Origin of the sequence: Sphingoaurantiacus capsulatus (genome assembly GCF_042648405.1) — a bacterium.
GTDB lineage: Bacteria > Pseudomonadota > Alphaproteobacteria > Sphingomonadales > Sphingomonadaceae > Sphingoaurantiacus > Sphingoaurantiacus capsulatus.
On the sequence record NZ_JBHRXV010000003.1, the window covers coordinates 148097 to 164544 of the forward strand.

The following is a 16448-nucleotide window of genomic DNA, read 5'->3' on the forward strand; positions in this document are numbered from 1 at the left end:
TTCAGCCTCTCCTCATGCCAGCCAGAACTGCGAAAGGTGAATGTTCGGAAAGCGGCCGCGCCGCGGGCCGCTGCCCGTCGCTGCGCGGTCCCCGCCATTCGAACGCCGTGCGTCCCTCGACGCTCTTCAGCCGGTAGCCGAGCGCCCGCATCAGCCGCGCGAAGCCCTCGCGCCGCATGCCGACGCTCGCCACCCACATGTCGTCGGGGATGAAGGCGGAGCGGCCGTCGCGCTTCTGGTGCATCGCCCGCGCCAGCCGCTCGACCATGTCGATGCGGACGGCCTGCCCGTCGATCACCCAGAAACCGGCGACGTCGTAGAAATCCTTGGGCGCCGTCGCCTCCACCTCGATGGTGACGCGGCCGGCGGGCGGCGGCGGCGGCGCGGCCTCGACACCGCGGCTTACCGCCCACAGCGCGAGGCGCCAGCGGGTCGGTTCGGGCCGCAGCACGTCCTTCACAAACACATGCGCCGCGCCGATGCGCACCCCGGCGGCGGTCAGCATGCGGCGATCGGTCTTGTCGAGCGCGGCGATCTGCGACGCGACGCGCTCGCGCACCAGGCAGCCGAGGTTCTCGACGAGCTGCACGATCAGCCCGCGGGCCGCGGGCGACACCGCGCCGTCCGCGCCACCCAGCGCGGCGACGCGCACCAGCGCACCAAGCTGCTGCTCGCACTGCGTCGCGAACCAGGCGTCGAGCCGCGCGCGGACCAGCGCCCGATCGCCGGCCGTAAGGGCGGCGAGGCTGCGATCGAGTTCGACCTTGGGGTTGAGGGCATCCCGCCCCTGCACCATCGAGCCGATGCGGGCGCCGTTCCACAGGATGCGCGGCGGCATGTCGCCGTCGAAGGCCAGCTCGAAGGCACCGTCCGCCGCCTCCGCCAGCAAACGCGCGCGCTTTGCCAGCTCGCCGGTCAGGCGGCGTTCGGCGGCAGCGAGCAGCAGGCGCTTCTCGCCGGCACGCGCGGTCGGATCGGCCTTGAAACGGAAGCCGTGCAAGGTGCCGATCACCTCGCCTTCGACCGCGACGCTGCCGTCGCCGTCGATCTCGACGCCGAAATCGCGGTCGCGGATTTTCAGGTCGCGCAGCAGCACCGCGGTGCGGCGGTCGACGAAGCGCTGCGTCAGCCGCTGGTGCAGCGCGTCGGACAGCTTGTCCTCGAGCGCGCGCGTCCGCTCCGCCCAGAGCGTGGTGTCCTCAACCCAGTCGCCGCGATGGGCGACATAGGTCCAGGTCCGCGCCGCCGAGATGCGATCGGCGATGGTGGCGATGTCGCCGTTGACGTTGTCGAGATTGGCGACCTCGGCAGCGATCCATTCGCCGGGAAGCTTGCCGTCGCCCTCGGTCAGATGGCGGAACACGCGGCCGACGAGACGGGCGTGCTGCTCGGGGCCGGTCTTGCGATAGTCGGGCAGGCTGCACGCCGCCCACAGTCGCTGCATCCGCGCATGTCCCTTGGCGCGATCAGCGACCGCCGGGTCCTGCGCGAGACTCTTCAGCACCGCGAGATCGACGGCGTCGTGCGCGCGGAACAGCTCCGGCGTGGTCGGCCGCTCGTCGAGCGAGCCGATCAGGCGCGGCAGCGTCGCGAAATCGAGCCGCGCGTTGCGCCAGACCAGCTGGCTCAGCGGCGGGAAGACATGGTTCTCGATCGCCTCGATTTCCTCGGGCTCGAACCCGCGCACCTCCTCGGTGCCGAGCTGGACCATGCCGAAGCTGCCGTCCTTCTGGTAACGGCCGGCGCGGCCGGCGATTTGCGCCATCTCGGCGGTCGACAGGCGGCGGTGGCGATGCCCGTCGAACTTCGACAGCGAGGCGAAGGCGACATGGGCGATGTCCATGTTGAGGCCCATGCCGATGGCGTCGGTCGCCACCAAATAATCGACCTCGCCCGACTGGTAGAGCTCGACCTGCGCATTCCGCGTGCGGGGGGACAGGCCGCCCATCACCACCGCGGCGCCGCCCTTGTGCCGGCGCAGCATCTCGGCGAGCGCGTAGACGTCCTCGGCGCTGAACGCGACGATGGCGGTGCGCTTCGGCAGGCGCGACAGCTTCTTGGGGCCGGCGTAGCTCAAGGTCGAGAAGCGCGGCCGGGTGACGATCTCGGCGTCGGGCAGCAGCCGGCGGATCAGCGGGCGCAAGGTCTCCGACCCGAGGATCATCGTCTCGGCATAGCCGCGGCGGTGCAGCAGCCGGTCGGTGAAGACATGGCCGCGCTCGAGGTCTGCGCCGGTCTGCGCCTCGTCGAGCCCGACGAAAGCCACTTCCCGATCCGTGGGCATCGATTCAGCGGTGCAGAGGAAGTAGCGCGCGCCTTCGGGGAGGATTTTTTCCTCGCCGGTGATCAGCGCGACCTGGTTGGCGCCCTTGATCTTGACGACGCGGTCATAAACTTCGCGGGCCAGCAAACGCAGCGGAAAGCCCATCATGCCGCTGGCGTGGCCGCACATGCGTTCGACGGCGAGATGGGTCTTGCCCGTGTTGGTCGGGCCGAGGACGGCGGTCAGAGTGGCGCGAAGCAATCCGCTCATAGTCCCGATATGGTGCGCGAGGCACCCATCGACAAGCGGTTACCACTACTAGTCATCGCACCCCATGAAACACACGAGATATGGTGAAGGTCGCATGTTTCGCGCGTCGGCTCAAGTTACGGTTGCGCGACTTTGCGACGAACGCCTCATCGCCCTTACTCGTCGGCTCGCCGCAATCCCGCCACATACGGGGAATCGCTTAATTGACTTTAAACATGGCCACATACAGGCTCCAGTTGAGCGCAACTGCGAGGGGTGGGCGCGCTCTGCGTTGGGGGTAGCGCCCCGGCTTTGTCGGCCGGGGACGTAATTTCGGGGGCGGGGGTCCAGTGTATCAACCGGCAGTAGGCGCATTCGGCGCCGCGGGAGTCACGGCCACTACCGCCCCGATCGGGCTGAAGCGCCCCGCGTTCAATCTTGCCCAACGCTTTCGCAATTTCGACGTCGCCGACCTCGACCTGATCGTCGACCTTGGCGACGAGATCGGCAGCCGCCGCTGGTGGCGCGGCCTCGCCACCCTGCTTTTCATCTCGATCGCTACCATCCAGATCGGCACGCGCCCGGTCGCGCTGCCCGGCGGCGCCCCGCCGGCCCTTACCGAAGAGCAGCTTCCGCTCCTCAGCCCCGCCACCATCGCGCCCCTCGCACTCGGCGGCACCACCGGCGAGCAGGTTGCCGCCACAAAGCGCGTCGTTCGCCTCGCCGAGCCGCCCGAGCGGCCGCGCATCGAGGTCGTTGCCCGCCTCGGCCGGTCGGACAGCGTGCAGGCCGCGCTTCGGCGCGCCGGCGTGTCGGCGCCCGAGGTGACCACCATCGTCGACTTGCTCGACGATGCGACCAACCTGCGCAGCGTCAAGCCGGGCACCGGCTTCGACCTCGTACTCGGCCGCCGCCCCAACAAGACAGTGCCGCGCCCGCTCGAAAGCCTCGCCTTCCGCGCCGCCTTCGAGCTGAAGCTCGAGGTCAACCGTGCCGCTGACGGCCAGCTCGCGTTGAAGCGCATCCCGATCGCCGTCGATAACACGCCGCTGCGCGTCTCCGGCCGGGTCGGCGGCAGCCTCTACAAGTCGGCGCGCGCCGCCGGCGTCCCCGCGGGCATCGTGTCCGAGTACATCAAGCTGCTGTCCTACGGGCTCGATTTCCAGCGCGACGTGAAGGGCGCCAACAACTTTGACATCGTCGTCGAGCACCGCCGCGCCGAGACCGGCGAGACCGAAACCGGCCGCCTGATCTATGCCGGCCTCGACCAGGGCAAGCGCAAGATCGAGCTGATGCGCTGGGATCCGTCGAACGACCGCGAGCAATTCTTCCACGCCGACGGTTCCAGCGCCCGCAAGGGCCTGATGAAGACCCCGATCGACGGCGCGCGCATGTCGTCGGGCTTCGGCATGCGCCTGCACCCGATCCTCGGCTATTCGCGCCTCCACAAGGGCGTCGACTTCGCCGCCGGCACCGGCACGCCGATCATGGCGGCGGCGAGCGGCACCGTGGTCTACGCCGGCGTCTACCGCGGCTACGGCAACCATGTCCGCATCCGCCATGCCAACGGCATCGAGACCACCTATTCGCACATGAGCCGCTTCGGCAAAGGTGGCCGAGTCGGCGCCCGCATCGAGCAGGGCCAGGTGATCGGCTATGTCGGCTCGACCGGCATGTCGACCGGCCCGCACCTCCACTATGAGGTCTATCTGAAGGGCCGCGCCGTCGACCCGCGCTCGGCCAAGCTGCCCTTCGGCGTCCAGCTCGCCGGCAGCGACATGTCGCGCTTCAAGGCCCGCATGGGCGAAGTCCGCAACCTGCGCGTGAAGGCGCCCGCCGCCGAGCAGGTCGCGGCGACGGACAAGAAGACGGAGAAGAAGGGCTAGGCGACTCTTAGACCTCGCTCACGTCGACCCTCGCCGCCCTATCCCTCACATATGTCATCCTGGCGAAAGTCAGGATCTCCGGTAATTTGCGGCGCGCACGGTCTCGCGCGCGCCCTCGGGGAGATCCTGACTTTCGTCAGGATGACGACCTTGCTTGGATGAGGGTCTCGGTGTGACGACCGGTTGCTTGAGCGATCAACGCGACCAGCGGGCGAAGATGGCGGTGGGGAGCAGCTTGCCGCGGGCTTCCTCGCGGATGGTCATCTCGCCGACTTCGATGGTGCCGCCGAGATCGGCCATCGCTTCGGTCAGCAGCTCGCCGATTGCCACCGCCGACATGCGGATCGCGTAGACGGTCAGCACGAGGAAACGCGACTTGTCGTCGAGCAGCGCGCGACAGGCGGCGATCATCTCGGGGAGCTTTTCGTAGAGCTCCCACACTTCGCCATTGGGGCCGCGGCCATATTTGGGCGGGTCGAGGATGATGCCGTCGTAGCGCTTCTCGCGCCGGCCCTCGCGCGCGGTGAACTTCAGCGCATCGTCGATCATCCAGCGGATCGGCCTGTCGGTGAGGCCGGAAAGCTTCTGGTTCTCGACGGCCGCGCCGATCGCCTTTTTGGACGCATCGACATGGGTGACGCGGGCACCGGCCGCCGCGCAGACGAGGCTGCCGACGCCGGTGTAGCCGAACAGGTTGAGTACCTCGACGCCTTCCCCACAGCGATCGGCCATCCAGTCCCATTGCGGGGCCATGTCGGGGAAGAAGGCGAGATGGCGGAACGGGGTGTTCGACGCCCAGAACTTCACCGGCCCGCGCGCCAGCGGCCAGGCCTGCGGCACCTTCGCCTCCAGCCGCCAGCGACCGCCACCATTTTCGTCGGAGCCGCCGACGAACTCACCGTCGGCCTGCCAGTCGTCGCTGGCCGGCGCCCACAGCGCCTGCGGCTCGGGACGAATGAAGCGGAAGCGGCCGTAGCGTTCGAGCTTGCGCCCGCCGCCGCTGTCGATGAGGCCGTAGTCGCCCCACGGTTCGGTGACGAGCAGCGACAGCTCCATCACGCCGCCTGGAGCTTGATCGATCCGACGTGGGCGCGCGCCATCGGGCCGGCGAGCATGCGCTGCGCCGCGTCGCGCGCTGCCTCGACGGTGACGGCGTCGACCTTGGCGATAACGTCGGCGGGCGGCACCGGCGCGCCGTGGATCAGCATCTGGCGCGCGAGATACTCGGCCCAACCGGCGGCGCCCTCGAGCGACATCAGCAGGCCTGCCTTCAACTGCGCCTTGGCGCGCGCCAGTTCGGCGGCATCCAGGCCCTCGGCGCAGCGGCCGAGCACCTGCAGCGCGAGCGCGCTGGCGGCGGCGGCATTGTTGTTGGCGGTGGCGAGATAGACCGAAAACAACCCGGTATCGTCGTAGGAGGTCAGCGTTGCATAGACGCTGTAGGCGAGGCCCCGCTCCTCGCGCAGCTCCTGGAACAGCCGCGAAGACATGCCGCCACCCGCCGCGGTAGCGAACAGCGTCAGCGGGTAATAGTCCGGCGCGCGGTGCGCCGCGGCTTCGTAACCGAAGGTCAGATGTGCCTGCTCGAACTTGCGACGATCGTGGCGCGTGCCGCCAGCGAACGAGGCGCGGGCGCTGTCCGGGTGCGCGCCGTCGGGCAGGTCGCCAAGCAGCCCTTCCGCCATGCGGACCAGCGCGTCGTGATCGACCTTGCCAGCCGCAGCGAACACGCAGGACGGGCCGCGGAACTGCGCGTCGAGCCAGCCGCGCAGATGCTCGGGGCCAATCGCCGCCAGCGATTCCTCGCTACCGAGGATCGAGCGGCCGAGCGGCTGGTCGGGGAAGGCGGCTTCCTGCAGATGATCGAACACGATGTCGTCGGGCGTGTCGCGCGCCTCGCCGAGTTCGGACAGCACGACGTCCTTCTCGCGCACCAGATCGTCGGCATCGAAGCGCGGGGCGCGGATCAGGTCGGCGATCAGCTCGAAGGCGAGCGGCACGTCGTCGCCGAGCACGCGGGCGTGGAAGGCGGTCATGTCGCGCGCGGTGTAGGCGTTGAGCTGGCCGCCGACGTCCTCGATCGCCTCGGCGATGGTGCGGGCGCTACGGGTGGCGGTACCCTTGAACACCATATGCTCGAACAGATGCGCGATGCCGTTGATCGAGGCGTCCTCGAACCGCGAGCCGGTGTCGGCGTAGAGGCCGAGCGCGGCGGTCTCGGCGCCGGGCGTCGCGAGGGTGACGACGCGCAGGCCGTTGGCGAGGGTGGTGACCGCCAGGGTCACGCCGCCACCGCGCGGTCGGCGATATAGGCCTCCACCGCGCCAAGCTCGGCCGGAAGCGTCGCGTAGCGCTCCTCGCGGTCGAACAGCCCGGCACAACGCGCGGGCATCGACGGGCGCATGCCGCTGGCGCGTTCCACCGCATCGGGGAATTTCGCAGGGTGCGCGGTCGCCAAGGTCACCACCGGCACGTCGGCCGGCAGATCGACCTTGCGCGCCGCGGCCAGGCCGATGGCGGTGTGCGGATCGATCAGCTCGTTCGCGTTGGCGCAGGCCCAGCGCAGCGCCAGTGCCATCGCATCCTCGTCGACGCGGTAGCTTTCGAACAGCTCAGCCTTGGCGCGCTCATTGCCCAGCGTCATCGACTTCGTCGCCTCGAAGCCCTTCATGACGCCGGCGAGCTTGGCGCCATCGCGATCGTGGAGGTCGAACAACAGCCGCTCGAAGTTCGAACTGACCTGAATGTCCATCGACGGCGCGGCGGTCGGCTGGACGGTGCCGCAGGAATAGTCGCCGGTCGACAGCGCGCGGTGCAGGATGTCGTTGACGTTGGTCGCGACCATCAGCTTCGCCACCGGCAGGCCCATCTTCGCCGCGACATAGCCGGCGAACACGTCGCCGAAATTGCCGGTGGGCACCGAGAAGGCGACGGGCCGCTCGGGCGCACCGAGGCGTACCGCGGCGTAGAAATAATAGACCACCTGCGCCATCAGCCGGGCCCAGTTGATCGAGTTCACCGCCGACAGGCGGAAGCGCGACGCGAAGGAGGCGTCGTTGAACATCGCCTTCACCAGCGCCTGCGCGTCGTCGAAATTGCCCTCGACGGCGATGTTATGGACGTTGGGCGCCATCACCGTCGTCATCTGCCGCCGCTGCACGTCGGAGACGCGGCCCAGCGGGTGCAGCATGAAGATGTCGACCTTGGCGCGGCCGGCGAGCGCCTGAATGGCGGCAGAGCCGGTATCGCCCGAGGTGGCGCCGACCACGGTCAGATGCTCCGACCGGTTCGACAGGAAGCGCTCGAACAGCAGCCCGAGCAATTGCAGCGCCACATCCTTGAAGGCGAGCGTCGGCCCGTGGAACAGCTCGAGCAGCCACTGGCGTTCGTCGAGCTGCTTCAGCGGGGTGACGGCGGCGTGCGAGAAGCTGCCATAGGCCTGGGTCAGCAGATCGCGCAGCTCGTCCTCGGTCAGCGCATCGCCGACAAAGGGCCGGCAGACGCGCAACGCGGTCTCGACGTAGCTGAGGCCGGCGAGGTCGGCGATCTCCGCTTTCGACAGCGACGGCCAGCTTTCCGGCACATAGAGACCGCCGTCGCTCGCGAGCCCGGCGAGGGTGACGTTTTCGAAGTCGAGAACGGGTGCGTTCCCACGGGTGCTGACGTAGCGCATCGCGTCGCGCTTAGCGGCTGGGGGCGGATTTTGCAAAGCGCCGCTCAAGCGGAACGGCGGATATAGATCAGGTAGATGAGGCTCAGCACCGCCGCGAACGCAAACCACTGGAAGGCATAGCCGCGGTGGTTGTTGGCGATGGTGTCGAGCGAGGGCCGCGCCTCGGCCGCGAGACGCGCATCCGCGGGGGCATCGGGGACCAGCAGGAAGGCCGGACTGCCTTCGCGCGGCACCAGCCAGCCGGTGAAGCTGACGGGAATGGCCGTGGGCCGCAACGTCGGGTCCGACGCGACCCCGAGCGAGACGAGCAGCGGCTCGCCGCCGGCACGGTCGCAGCGGGCGATCTGGCGGTAGCCGGAGGCGCCGCTGGCAGCGCGGGCGGCAGTGGGCGCGCCGATGTGGGTGGCGGCGCAGGTAATGCGGACCTGGCGGAAGCTCAGCTCGTCCTTTCGGGCGGCGAGCTCTGCCGGGGCGCCGATCACCGGCGCCTCGGCGTTCGCGGCGAGGCGGCCGAGCAGGCCTTCCTTCCACTCGGCGCGTTGGAGCTGCCAGAAGCCGAGCGCGATCATCGCCGGCACCATCAGCAGCACCAGTAGGGTCGGGACGAGCGGCAGGCGGCGCATCAGTCCTCCCCTTCCCGGCTTTCGGCGGCCTGATGGCGATATTCGAGACCGAGCAGCACACCCTTGCCAACGCGCAGTGCGGCGATGGTGGCGACGATGATGATCGGCGGCCAGATCAGCGCATGCCCCCACCAAGGCGGCGCCAACGCGAGTTCGAGCCAGAGCGCGAGGCCGACGACGAGGCCGCCGATGATCAGGGTGAGGAAAGCCGCCGGCCCATCGCCGACGTTGAAGGCGGCGATGTCGAGGCCGCAGGCCGGGCAATTCTCGCGAAAGCGGAGCAGGCCGACATAGATCGGCCCGCGGCCGCAGCGAGGGCAGACGCCTCTCGCCGCAGCGCGGGCCGGATCCGTCATCGATAAAGGCTTAGTGGCTGCCCGCGACGATCGCGGCGCCGAAGTCGCTGCCCCACACATAGATGGCGAGGAACAGGAACAGCCACACGACATCGACGAAGTGCCAGTACCAGGCCGCCGCCTCGAAACCGAAGTGGTGCGTCGGGGTGAACTGGCCCTTATAGACGCGGGCAAGGCAGACGATCAGGAAGATCGTGCCGACCAGCACGTGGAAGCCGTGGAAGCCGGTCGCCATGTAGAAGGTCGAGCTGTAGATATTGCCCGCGAAGCTGAATGCCGCGTGCTGATACTCATAGGCCTGCACCGCCGAGAACAGCGCGCCGAGGACGATGGTCAGCCACAGGCCCTTCTTCAGACCGTCGCGGTCGCCGTGGATCAGCGCATGGTGCGCCCAGGTCACCGTTGTGCCCGAGAGCAGCAGGATCAGCGTGTTGAGCAGCGGGAACATGAAGGGATCGAGCAGCTCGATACCCTTCGGCGGCCACACGCCGCCGATGATCTCGACGTCCGACGGCGCCAGCGCTGCGTTGAAATAGGCCCAGAACCAGGCGACGAAGAACATGACCTCGGAGGCGATGAACAGGATCATGCCGTAGCGGTGATGAAGCTGGACGACCGGCGTATGGTCGCCGCCTTCGGCCTCGGCGATGACCTGCGACCACCAGCCGAAGAAGGTGAACAGCACGCCGAGCGTGCCGATGGCGAACACCCACGGGCCCCATGCCTGCTCATGCATCCACGCGATCGCGCCCGACGCCATGATCAGCGCCGTCATCGAGCCGATCAGCGGCCACGGGCTCGGCGGCAGGATATGATAGTCGTGGTTCTTGGCACCCGCCATGTCAGCTCATCCCTGATTGGGCGCAGGTTTGGCCTGCGCCGTCTTGACCGCCTTCTGCCCCGACGCCGTCGGCGTGTCCACGGGGAAGAAGGTGTAGCTCAGCGTGATCTCGTCGATGCGATGCCCGTCGGGGTCGTCGGCGATCGCGGGATCGACGAAATAGGTGACCGGCATGTCGACGGTCTGTCCCGGCTGCAGCGTCTGCTCGGTAAAACAGAAGCAGGCGATCTTCACGAAGAAGCTGCCGGCAGTGTCGGGCGACACGTTGTAGCTCGCCGTCCCGGTGATCGGCTTGTCGCTGTGGTTGGTCGCCCGGTAGAAGGCCAGCCGGCGCTCGCCGATCTTCACCGTCTCGTGCGTCTTCACCGGCTTGAACGACCAGGACAGGCCGGGCGCGACATTGGCGTCGAAGCGAACGCTGATCGTCTGCTCGAGCGGCTTGGCCGGTACGTCGCTTTCGCTGGCGAACATCGTGGTGCCGCCAAAGCCGGTGACCTGACAGAACAACTGGTAGAGCGGCACGCTCGCATAGGCGAGGCCGACCATCGCCACCGCGGCGCCCGCCGCGATCAGCCCGGTGCGGGTGTTCGAGCGCGCCATCAGCTCATCCGCGCGATGGTAATGAAATAGAACAGCGCCGCGAAGGCAACGAGGACGAGGCCGAGCACCAGATTGCGGCTGCGCTGCCGCTTCTTGAATTCTTCCTGCGTCATGCCAGCACCCAGCGATCGAGGACCAGCGCGGCGAACAGCGCGAAGAGATAGAGGATCGAGAAGGCGAACAGCCGCTTCTCGGGCGTCATCTCGGCCGGATCAGTGGCGCGGTTGCGATAGACGGCGAACGCCAGCGCGAGGAACACCGCGCCGAGGCCGGCGGCGGCAACACCGTAGATCGCGCCGCTCAGCCCGAGCGCCCAGGGTGCCACGGACGCGGCGACCAGCGGCGGCGTGTAGAGCAGCACCTGGCGGCGCGTCTCGGTGGCGCCGGCGACGACGGGGAGCATCGGCACGCCGGCGTTGGCGTAGTCGGTACGCACGAACAGCGCGAGCGCCCAGAAGTGCGGCGGCGTCCAGAGGAAGATGATCGCGAACAGCAGCACCGGCAGTGTGCTGACGTCGCCGGTCGCCGCCGCCCAGCCGATCACCGGCGGGAAGGCGCCGGCGGCGCCGCCGATGACGATGTTCTGCGGCGTCCGGCGCTTCAGCCAGACGGTGTAGATGAAAACGTAGAAGAGGATCGAGGCGAGCAGCAGCAACGCCGCCACAGCGTTGACCGCCAGGTACATCACCGTGACCGAGCCGACGGCGAGCGTGATGCCGAAGGCGAGCGCCGAGCCGGGGTCCATGCGCCCGGCGGGCAGCGGCCGGCCGGCGGTGCGCTTCATCGCGGCATCGAGATCGATCTCGTACCATTGGTTGAGCGCGCCGGCGGCACCGGCACCGACCGCGATGCAGAGGATCGCGGTGAAGGCGAGGACGGGGTGGAGGTGGCCGGGCGCCGCGAGCAGGCCGCAGAGCCCGGTGAACACCACCAACGTCATGACGCGCGGCTTCAGCAGCGCGAAATAATCGCGCCAGTCCGCCGGCAACGCCGGGGCAGTTGCCCCGGCGAGGACCGGCGTGTCGGCCATCACGTCACCGCTACGCATCGTCTTACCCTGTTTTCACCGACCTTACTTGATGGTCGGCAGCGTCTCGAACTGGTGGAACGGCGGCGGCGACGACAGCGTCCACTCGAGCGTGGTGGCACCTTCGCCCCAGTAGTTGCCCTCGACGCGGCGGCCGGCGAACAGCGACCAGATGATGTTCACGAAGAACACGATCATGCCCACGCCCATGATCGCATAGCCGACCGAGGCGAGGTGGTTGTAGGCGGCGTAGGCGTCCGGATAGTCCGGAATACGCCGCGGCATGCCGTCCTGGCCGAGGAAGTGCATCGGGAAGAACAGCACGTTCACGCCAATGAAGAACACCCAGAAGTGCACCTGGCCAAGGAATTCGTTGTACGCGCGGCCCGACATCTTGCCGAACCAGTAGTAGAAGCCGGCGAACAGCGCGAACACGGCGCCGAGTGACAGCACGTAGTGGAAGTGCGCGACCACATAATAGGTGTCATGCATGTAGGTATCGACGCCGGCGTTCGACAGGATGACGCCGGTGACGCCCCCGAGCGTGAACATGAAGATGAAGCCGATGGCCCACATCATCGGGGTCTTGAAGCTCAGCGAGCCGCCCCACATCGTCGCGATCCACGAGAAGATCTTGATGCCGGTCGGCACCGCGATGACCATCGTCGCCGCCGTGAAGTACATCTTCGTGTTCACGTCGAGACCCACCGTATACATGTGGTGCGCCCAGACGATGAAACCGATGAAGCCGATGGCGACCATGGCGTAGGCCATGCCGAGGTAGCCGAACGCCGGCTTCTTCGAGAAGGTCGCGATGACCTGGCTGATGATGCCGAAGCCCGGCAGGATCATGATGTACACTTCGGGGTGACCGAAGAACCAGAACAGGTGCTGGTACAGGATCGGGTCGCCGCCGCCGCTGGGATCGAAGAAGGTCGTCCCGAAGTTACGGTCGGTCAGCAGCATGGTGATCGCGCCGGCGAGAACCGGGAGCGACAGCAGCAGCAGGAAGGCGGTAACCAGCACCGACCACACGAACAGCGGCATTTTGTGCAGGGTCATGCCCGGCGCGCGCATGTTGAAGATGGTGGTGATGAAGTTGATCGCGCCGAGGATCGACGAGGCGCCCGCGAGGTGGAGCGACAGGATCGCCATGTCGACCGCCGGTCCCGGATGGCCGCTGGTCGACAGCGTCGGATACACCGTCCAGCCGGTGCCCGCGCCGTTGAAGCCGGCCGGACCCTCGACGAACATCGAGCCGAGCAGCAGCAGGAACGCCGGGATGATCAGCCAGAAGCTGATGTTGTTCATTCGCGGGAACGCCATGTCCGGCGCGCCGATCATGAGCGGCACGAACCAGTTGCCGAAGCCGCCGATCATCGCCGGCATCACCATGAAGAACACCATGATGAGGCCGTGGGCGGTGATGAAGCTGTTCCAGAGGTGGTAGGAGGCGTCGATGTTGCCGCCGACCCACTGGGGCAGATACTGCATGCCCGGCTCGGCGAGCTCGAGGCGCATGACACCCGAGATCGCGCCGCCGATGATGCCCGCGAAGATCGCGAAGATCAGGTAGAGCGTGCCGATGTCCTTGTGGTTGGTCGACAGGAACCAGCGCGCGAAGAAGCCCGGCTTGTGATCGTGATCGTGGTCATGCCCGTGAGCATCGTGACCAGCGGTGAATTCGGCGGTGTTGGCCATGGCGTCTCTCGCTTATTCGGCGGGGGTCGGCGCCGCGGCGGGCGCGGCGGCAGGCGTGGTAGCGGCAGCGGCCGGCGAGGCCGCGGCAGCAGGCGCCGGGGCAGCTTCGGCAGCCGGCGCCGGCTTGGCGGCGACGGTCACGACGAGCTTGCCGTCGGCGCCGCGTGAGAAGCGCGGGCCCGGGCCTTCGGCACCGTTCTCGGCTTCCTTCGCCGCGACCCAGGCATTGTACTGCGCCGGCTCGACCACCTCGACGGCGATCGGCATGAAGCCATGCTTCGTGCCGCAAAGCTCCGAGCACTGGCCGAAGTAGACACCCGGGCGATCGACCTTGAACCAGGTTTCGTTGATGCGGCCCGGAACGGCGTCCATCTTCACCCAGAAGGCGGGCATCGCCCAGCTGTGCAGCACGTCGACCGAGGTGACGAGCACCTTCACGACGGCGCCGGCCGGCACGATCACGCGGTTGTCGGTGTCGAGGAGGCGCGGCGAGCCCTGCTCGGCGGCTTCCTTGTCGCTCAGCATCACCGCGTCGAAGGTGAAGGCGCCGTGATCGGGATATTCATATTCCCAATACCATTGGTGACCGATCGCCTTGATGGTCAGGTCCGGCTTCGGCGGATCATATTGGTCGGCGAGCAGGCGGAACGACGGCACCGCGATAATGACGAGGAGGAGGACCGGGACGACCGTCCAGATCACCTCGATCAGCGTGTTGTGCGAGGTGCGCGAGGCGACCGGATTGCGCTTGGCGGCGAAGCGAAACATCGTCCAGCCGAGGAGCCCGAGAACGATCAGCGTGACCGCGGTCATCATCGGCAGCAGCAGCACGTCGTTGAACCAGCGCGCGTAATGGCCGAGTTCGGTCTGCTGCGGCTGAATCTCCCAGCCGCTGTGCGGCTGGCCGATACCCGGGGTCGGTTTGGCGCGCGGGAAGCCGTCGGGATTGGCAGCGGCATCAAGGGCGGCGCTGGCGCTGCCCTGGCCATCGACGATCGCCGGCGCGGCGGGCGCGCCCGGCTCGGTCGGCAGCGGCGTCGTGGCGGCCTCGGTGGCCGCGCGCTCGGCGGAAACAGCCGGCGCCACGCTCGGTGCGGTGGTGCCCTGGTCGGTCTGGGCGAAGGCGAAGGTCGGAAGAACCGCCAGCGCCGCCGCGACTGCCCAGATTTTCGTGCGTCCCATCATACCCCTCGGGTGTTCGGAAAGGGCCGGCCCCCGCGAGGGAGTCGGCATGAAGCACCGGCCTTATAGGCAGCGCATCCCGCCGTCACAAGCGTTCGGTTTGCCGCAACGAACGCAATGATTCATCCGGCTTTCAGGTCCTGGAATTGCGCGGGCTGCCTGGTCATCTGCGCGGTGATGGCGATCTGCGAATCCTCGCCGGGCAGCATCGCGGCGTTCCAGACCGCCACATATTCGAGGCCATCCTCCAGCGAACGGCCGCGGCCGTGGTTGAGCACCTGCTTCACGCCCGCAATCGCCATCGGCGACTTCGCGGCGATCTCACGCGCCATCGCCATCGCGGCGTCGAGTGCCGCGTCGGCCCCGTCATGCGCCGAATTGAGGAAGCCATGGTGCAGCGCCTCGTCGGCCGGGAAGCGGCGGCCGGTGTAGGCCAGCTCGCGCACCAGGCCCTGCGGCAGCAGATAGGGGATGCGCTGCAAGGTGCCGACATCGGCGACGATGCCGACATTGATTTCCTGAATGGTGAAAAAGCAGTCCTCGGTGCCGATGCGGATGTCGCAGGCGGTGACGAGGTCGACGCCGCCGCCGATGCAGCCGCCCTGCACCACCGCGATCACCGGCACGCGGCAGCGGTCGATGACGTTGAACGTCTCCTGCATCTTCTTGACCTTGCGACGGAAATGCTCGCGGCTGCGCGCCACCTCGGCTCTCTGATCCTCGAGATTGCCCTGGGCTGCCCATTTGAGGTCGAGCCCGGCGGTGAAATGCTTGCCGGTGGAAGCGAGGACGACGGCGCGCACCGAGCCATCGGCGTCGATCGCGTCGAACACCTCGATCATATCGGTCCAGAAGGCGGCGTTCATCGCGTTGAGCGCCTGCGGGCGGTTGAGCGTCACCCGCGCGATATGGCCCGCGACATCCAGGCGCAGCGTTTCCAGTTCCATCATGCCCTCCCCTTGGCTATCGCTTCGGGCATGACGCGCTTCACGGTGAACAACAACCCCGTAGAATATCAGCTTCCGCCCGACACGCCTTTGCTGTGGGCGCTGCGCGACGCGTCGAACCTGACGGGGACGAAGTATGGCTGCGGCATCGGCATCTGCGGCGCCTGCACAGTCCATATCGACGGGGTGGCGCAGCGGTCCTGCCAGGTGCGGATCGGCGACATCGAGGGCACCTTCATCACCACGATCGAAGGGCTGTCCGACGATCGCTCGCATCCGCTGCAGCAGGCTTGGATCGCCGAGAATGTGCCGCAGTGCGGCTATTGCCAGCCCGGCATGATCATGGCGGCGGCCTCGCTGCTGAAGGAAACGCCCAATCCGTCCGACGCGGATGTGAAGAACGGCATTACGAACCTGTGCCGCTGCGGCACCTACCCGCGCATCAAGAAGGCGGTGCTGCGGGCGGCGAAGGCAATGCAGGGCGGCAGCGCGGATGCGGTGGTCGCGCCGCCGAACACGTCATTGCGGCAAGCGGCGCGCCAGGTGCCGTCGCTGACCGACCCGGCGGACAGCAAGCCGAAGGATTGATCGCTGTTGGTCCCTCTCCCGCCTGCGGGAGAGGTTAGGTGAGGGTGTGCGAGCGCCAGCGAGCCCTTTGCCGACAGTGCCAAGCGGAGAGGACGGTACACCCTCACCCTTCCAGCCTGCGGCTGGGCCCCTCCCTCTCCCGCAAGCGGGCGAGGGGAATGGGCGCCTACGCGCTTACCGCGTGCGTCAGGTCTTCGCGGACCTGGCAGCCCAACTCGGTGAGCCGGCCATCGACCCAGCCGCGCTTGCCCATCGCGATGACGCGCGCAGCGTCGAGCTGGCAGAGCGTATGCAGTTTCCACGACAGCCGCCAGACATCGGCCGGGATCGACGGCTCCATCGCCAGCAGCACGCGGCGCTGCTCCGGCGTCAAATTCGCTGCGATCTGTTCGGACATGTACGCGTCCCCCCTCACTCAAAACCCGCGTGCGGATTTCACGCCAGAAATATGAAGGGGAAATTAACAGCCGTTAACGCGACTCAGAGTCGCGCGATGTCCTTCGACGAACCGT

15 protein-coding genes are annotated in these 16448 nt (G+C 67.7%); 2 read left to right on the forward strand and 13 right to left on the reverse strand.

Annotated features, from left to right (window positions below; translation table 11 throughout):
- Position 1 precedes the first annotated feature (1 nt).
- On the reverse strand, positions 2 to 2533 hold the full coding sequence (locus ACFOMD_RS04030) for a helicase-related protein (protein WP_380857211.1): 2532 nt from the start codon (positions 2531 to 2533) through the stop codon (positions 2 to 4).
- 329 nt (positions 2534 to 2862) lie between these two features.
- Here ACFOMD_RS04030 and ACFOMD_RS04035 point away from each other — a divergent pair, with 329 nt between their 5' ends.
- Positions 2863 to 4398 carry a M23 family metallopeptidase gene (locus ACFOMD_RS04035; RefSeq protein ID WP_380857214.1) on the forward strand — a complete coding sequence of 512 codons (1536 nt, stop codon included), beginning with the start codon at positions 2863 to 2865 and terminating at the stop codon, positions 4396 to 4398.
- 195 nt (positions 4399 to 4593) lie between these two features.
- Here the strand turns inward: ACFOMD_RS04035 and ACFOMD_RS04040 are convergent, their stop codons facing one another.
- The 11 genes from ACFOMD_RS04040 to ACFOMD_RS04090 all read right to left on the reverse strand — a co-directional run bounded on the left by ACFOMD_RS04040 (position 4594) and on the right by ACFOMD_RS04090 (position 15351).
- Positions 4594 to 5454, reverse strand: coding sequence for a class I SAM-dependent methyltransferase (locus tag ACFOMD_RS04040; protein ID WP_380857217.1), 861 nt, complete (start codon positions 5452 to 5454; stop codon positions 4594 to 4596).
- Complete coding sequence (locus ACFOMD_RS04045) at positions 5454 to 6683, reverse strand: M16 family metallopeptidase (protein ID WP_380857220.1); 1230 nt, start codon at positions 6681 to 6683, stop codon at positions 5454 to 5456. The genes ACFOMD_RS04040 and ACFOMD_RS04045 overlap by 1 nt, the downstream gene beginning before the upstream one ends.
- The gene (gene thrC / locus ACFOMD_RS04050; protein WP_380857223.1) at positions 6680 to 8071 is read right to left on the reverse strand and encodes a threonine synthase; all 1392 of its coding nucleotides are present in this window, start codon (positions 8069 to 8071) and stop codon (positions 6680 to 6682) included. Before thrC ends, ACFOMD_RS04045 begins: the two co-directional genes overlap by 4 nt.
- Before the next feature lie 44 nt (positions 8072 to 8115).
- On the reverse strand, positions 8116 to 8694 hold the full coding sequence (locus ACFOMD_RS04055; RefSeq protein ID WP_380857226.1) for an SURF1 family protein: 579 nt from the start codon (positions 8692 to 8694) through the stop codon (positions 8116 to 8118).
- Entirely contained in the window at positions 8694 to 9050 is a 357-nt protein-coding gene (locus ACFOMD_RS04060) for a DUF983 domain-containing protein (RefSeq protein WP_380857229.1), read from the reverse strand. Before ACFOMD_RS04060 ends, ACFOMD_RS04055 begins: the two co-directional genes overlap by 1 nt.
- Positions 9051 to 9060: 10 nt before the next feature.
- Positions 9061 to 9891: a cytochrome c oxidase subunit 3 gene (locus ACFOMD_RS04065; protein WP_380857232.1), complete on the reverse strand. Its 831-nt coding sequence runs from the start codon at positions 9889 to 9891 to the stop codon at positions 9061 to 9063.
- Positions 9892 to 9897: 6 nt separating this feature from the next.
- Positions 9898 to 10491: a cytochrome c oxidase assembly protein gene (locus tag ACFOMD_RS04070; RefSeq protein WP_380857235.1), complete on the reverse strand. Its 594-nt coding sequence runs from the start codon at positions 10489 to 10491 to the stop codon at positions 9898 to 9900.
- Positions 10492 to 10600: 109 nt separating this feature from the next.
- The gene (locus ACFOMD_RS04075) at positions 10601 to 11521 is read right to left on the reverse strand and encodes a heme o synthase (protein ID WP_380857873.1); all 921 of its coding nucleotides are present in this window, start codon (positions 11519 to 11521) and stop codon (positions 10601 to 10603) included.
- A gap of 42 nt (positions 11522 to 11563) precedes the next feature.
- Positions 11564 to 13219 (reverse strand): cytochrome c oxidase subunit I, encoded by a 1656-nt coding sequence (gene ctaD, locus ACFOMD_RS04080; RefSeq protein WP_380857238.1) that lies wholly within the window; start codon positions 13217 to 13219, stop codon positions 11564 to 11566.
- A 12-nt stretch (positions 13220 to 13231) separates the two neighbouring features.
- Entirely contained in the window at positions 13232 to 14401 is a 1170-nt protein-coding gene (gene coxB / locus ACFOMD_RS04085; RefSeq protein ID WP_380857241.1) for a cytochrome c oxidase subunit II, read from the reverse strand.
- 122 nt (positions 14402 to 14523) lie between these two features.
- Positions 14524 to 15351 (reverse strand): crotonase/enoyl-CoA hydratase family protein, encoded by an 828-nt coding sequence (locus ACFOMD_RS04090; protein WP_380857243.1) that lies wholly within the window; start codon positions 15349 to 15351, stop codon positions 14524 to 14526.
- A 27-nt stretch (positions 15352 to 15378) separates the two neighbouring features.
- Between ACFOMD_RS04090 and ACFOMD_RS04095 the strand changes: the two genes are divergently transcribed.
- On the forward strand, positions 15379 to 15936 hold the full coding sequence (locus ACFOMD_RS04095; protein ID WP_380857246.1) for a (2Fe-2S)-binding protein: 558 nt from the start codon (positions 15379 to 15381) through the stop codon (positions 15934 to 15936).
- A 166-nt stretch (positions 15937 to 16102) separates the two neighbouring features.
- On the opposite strand, the gene ACFOMD_RS04100 is transcribed toward ACFOMD_RS04095, so the two are convergent.
- On the reverse strand, positions 16103 to 16333 hold the full coding sequence (locus tag ACFOMD_RS04100) for a hypothetical protein (RefSeq protein ID WP_380857249.1): 231 nt from the start codon (positions 16331 to 16333) through the stop codon (positions 16103 to 16105).
- Between the last annotated feature and the right edge of the window lie 115 nt (positions 16334 to 16448).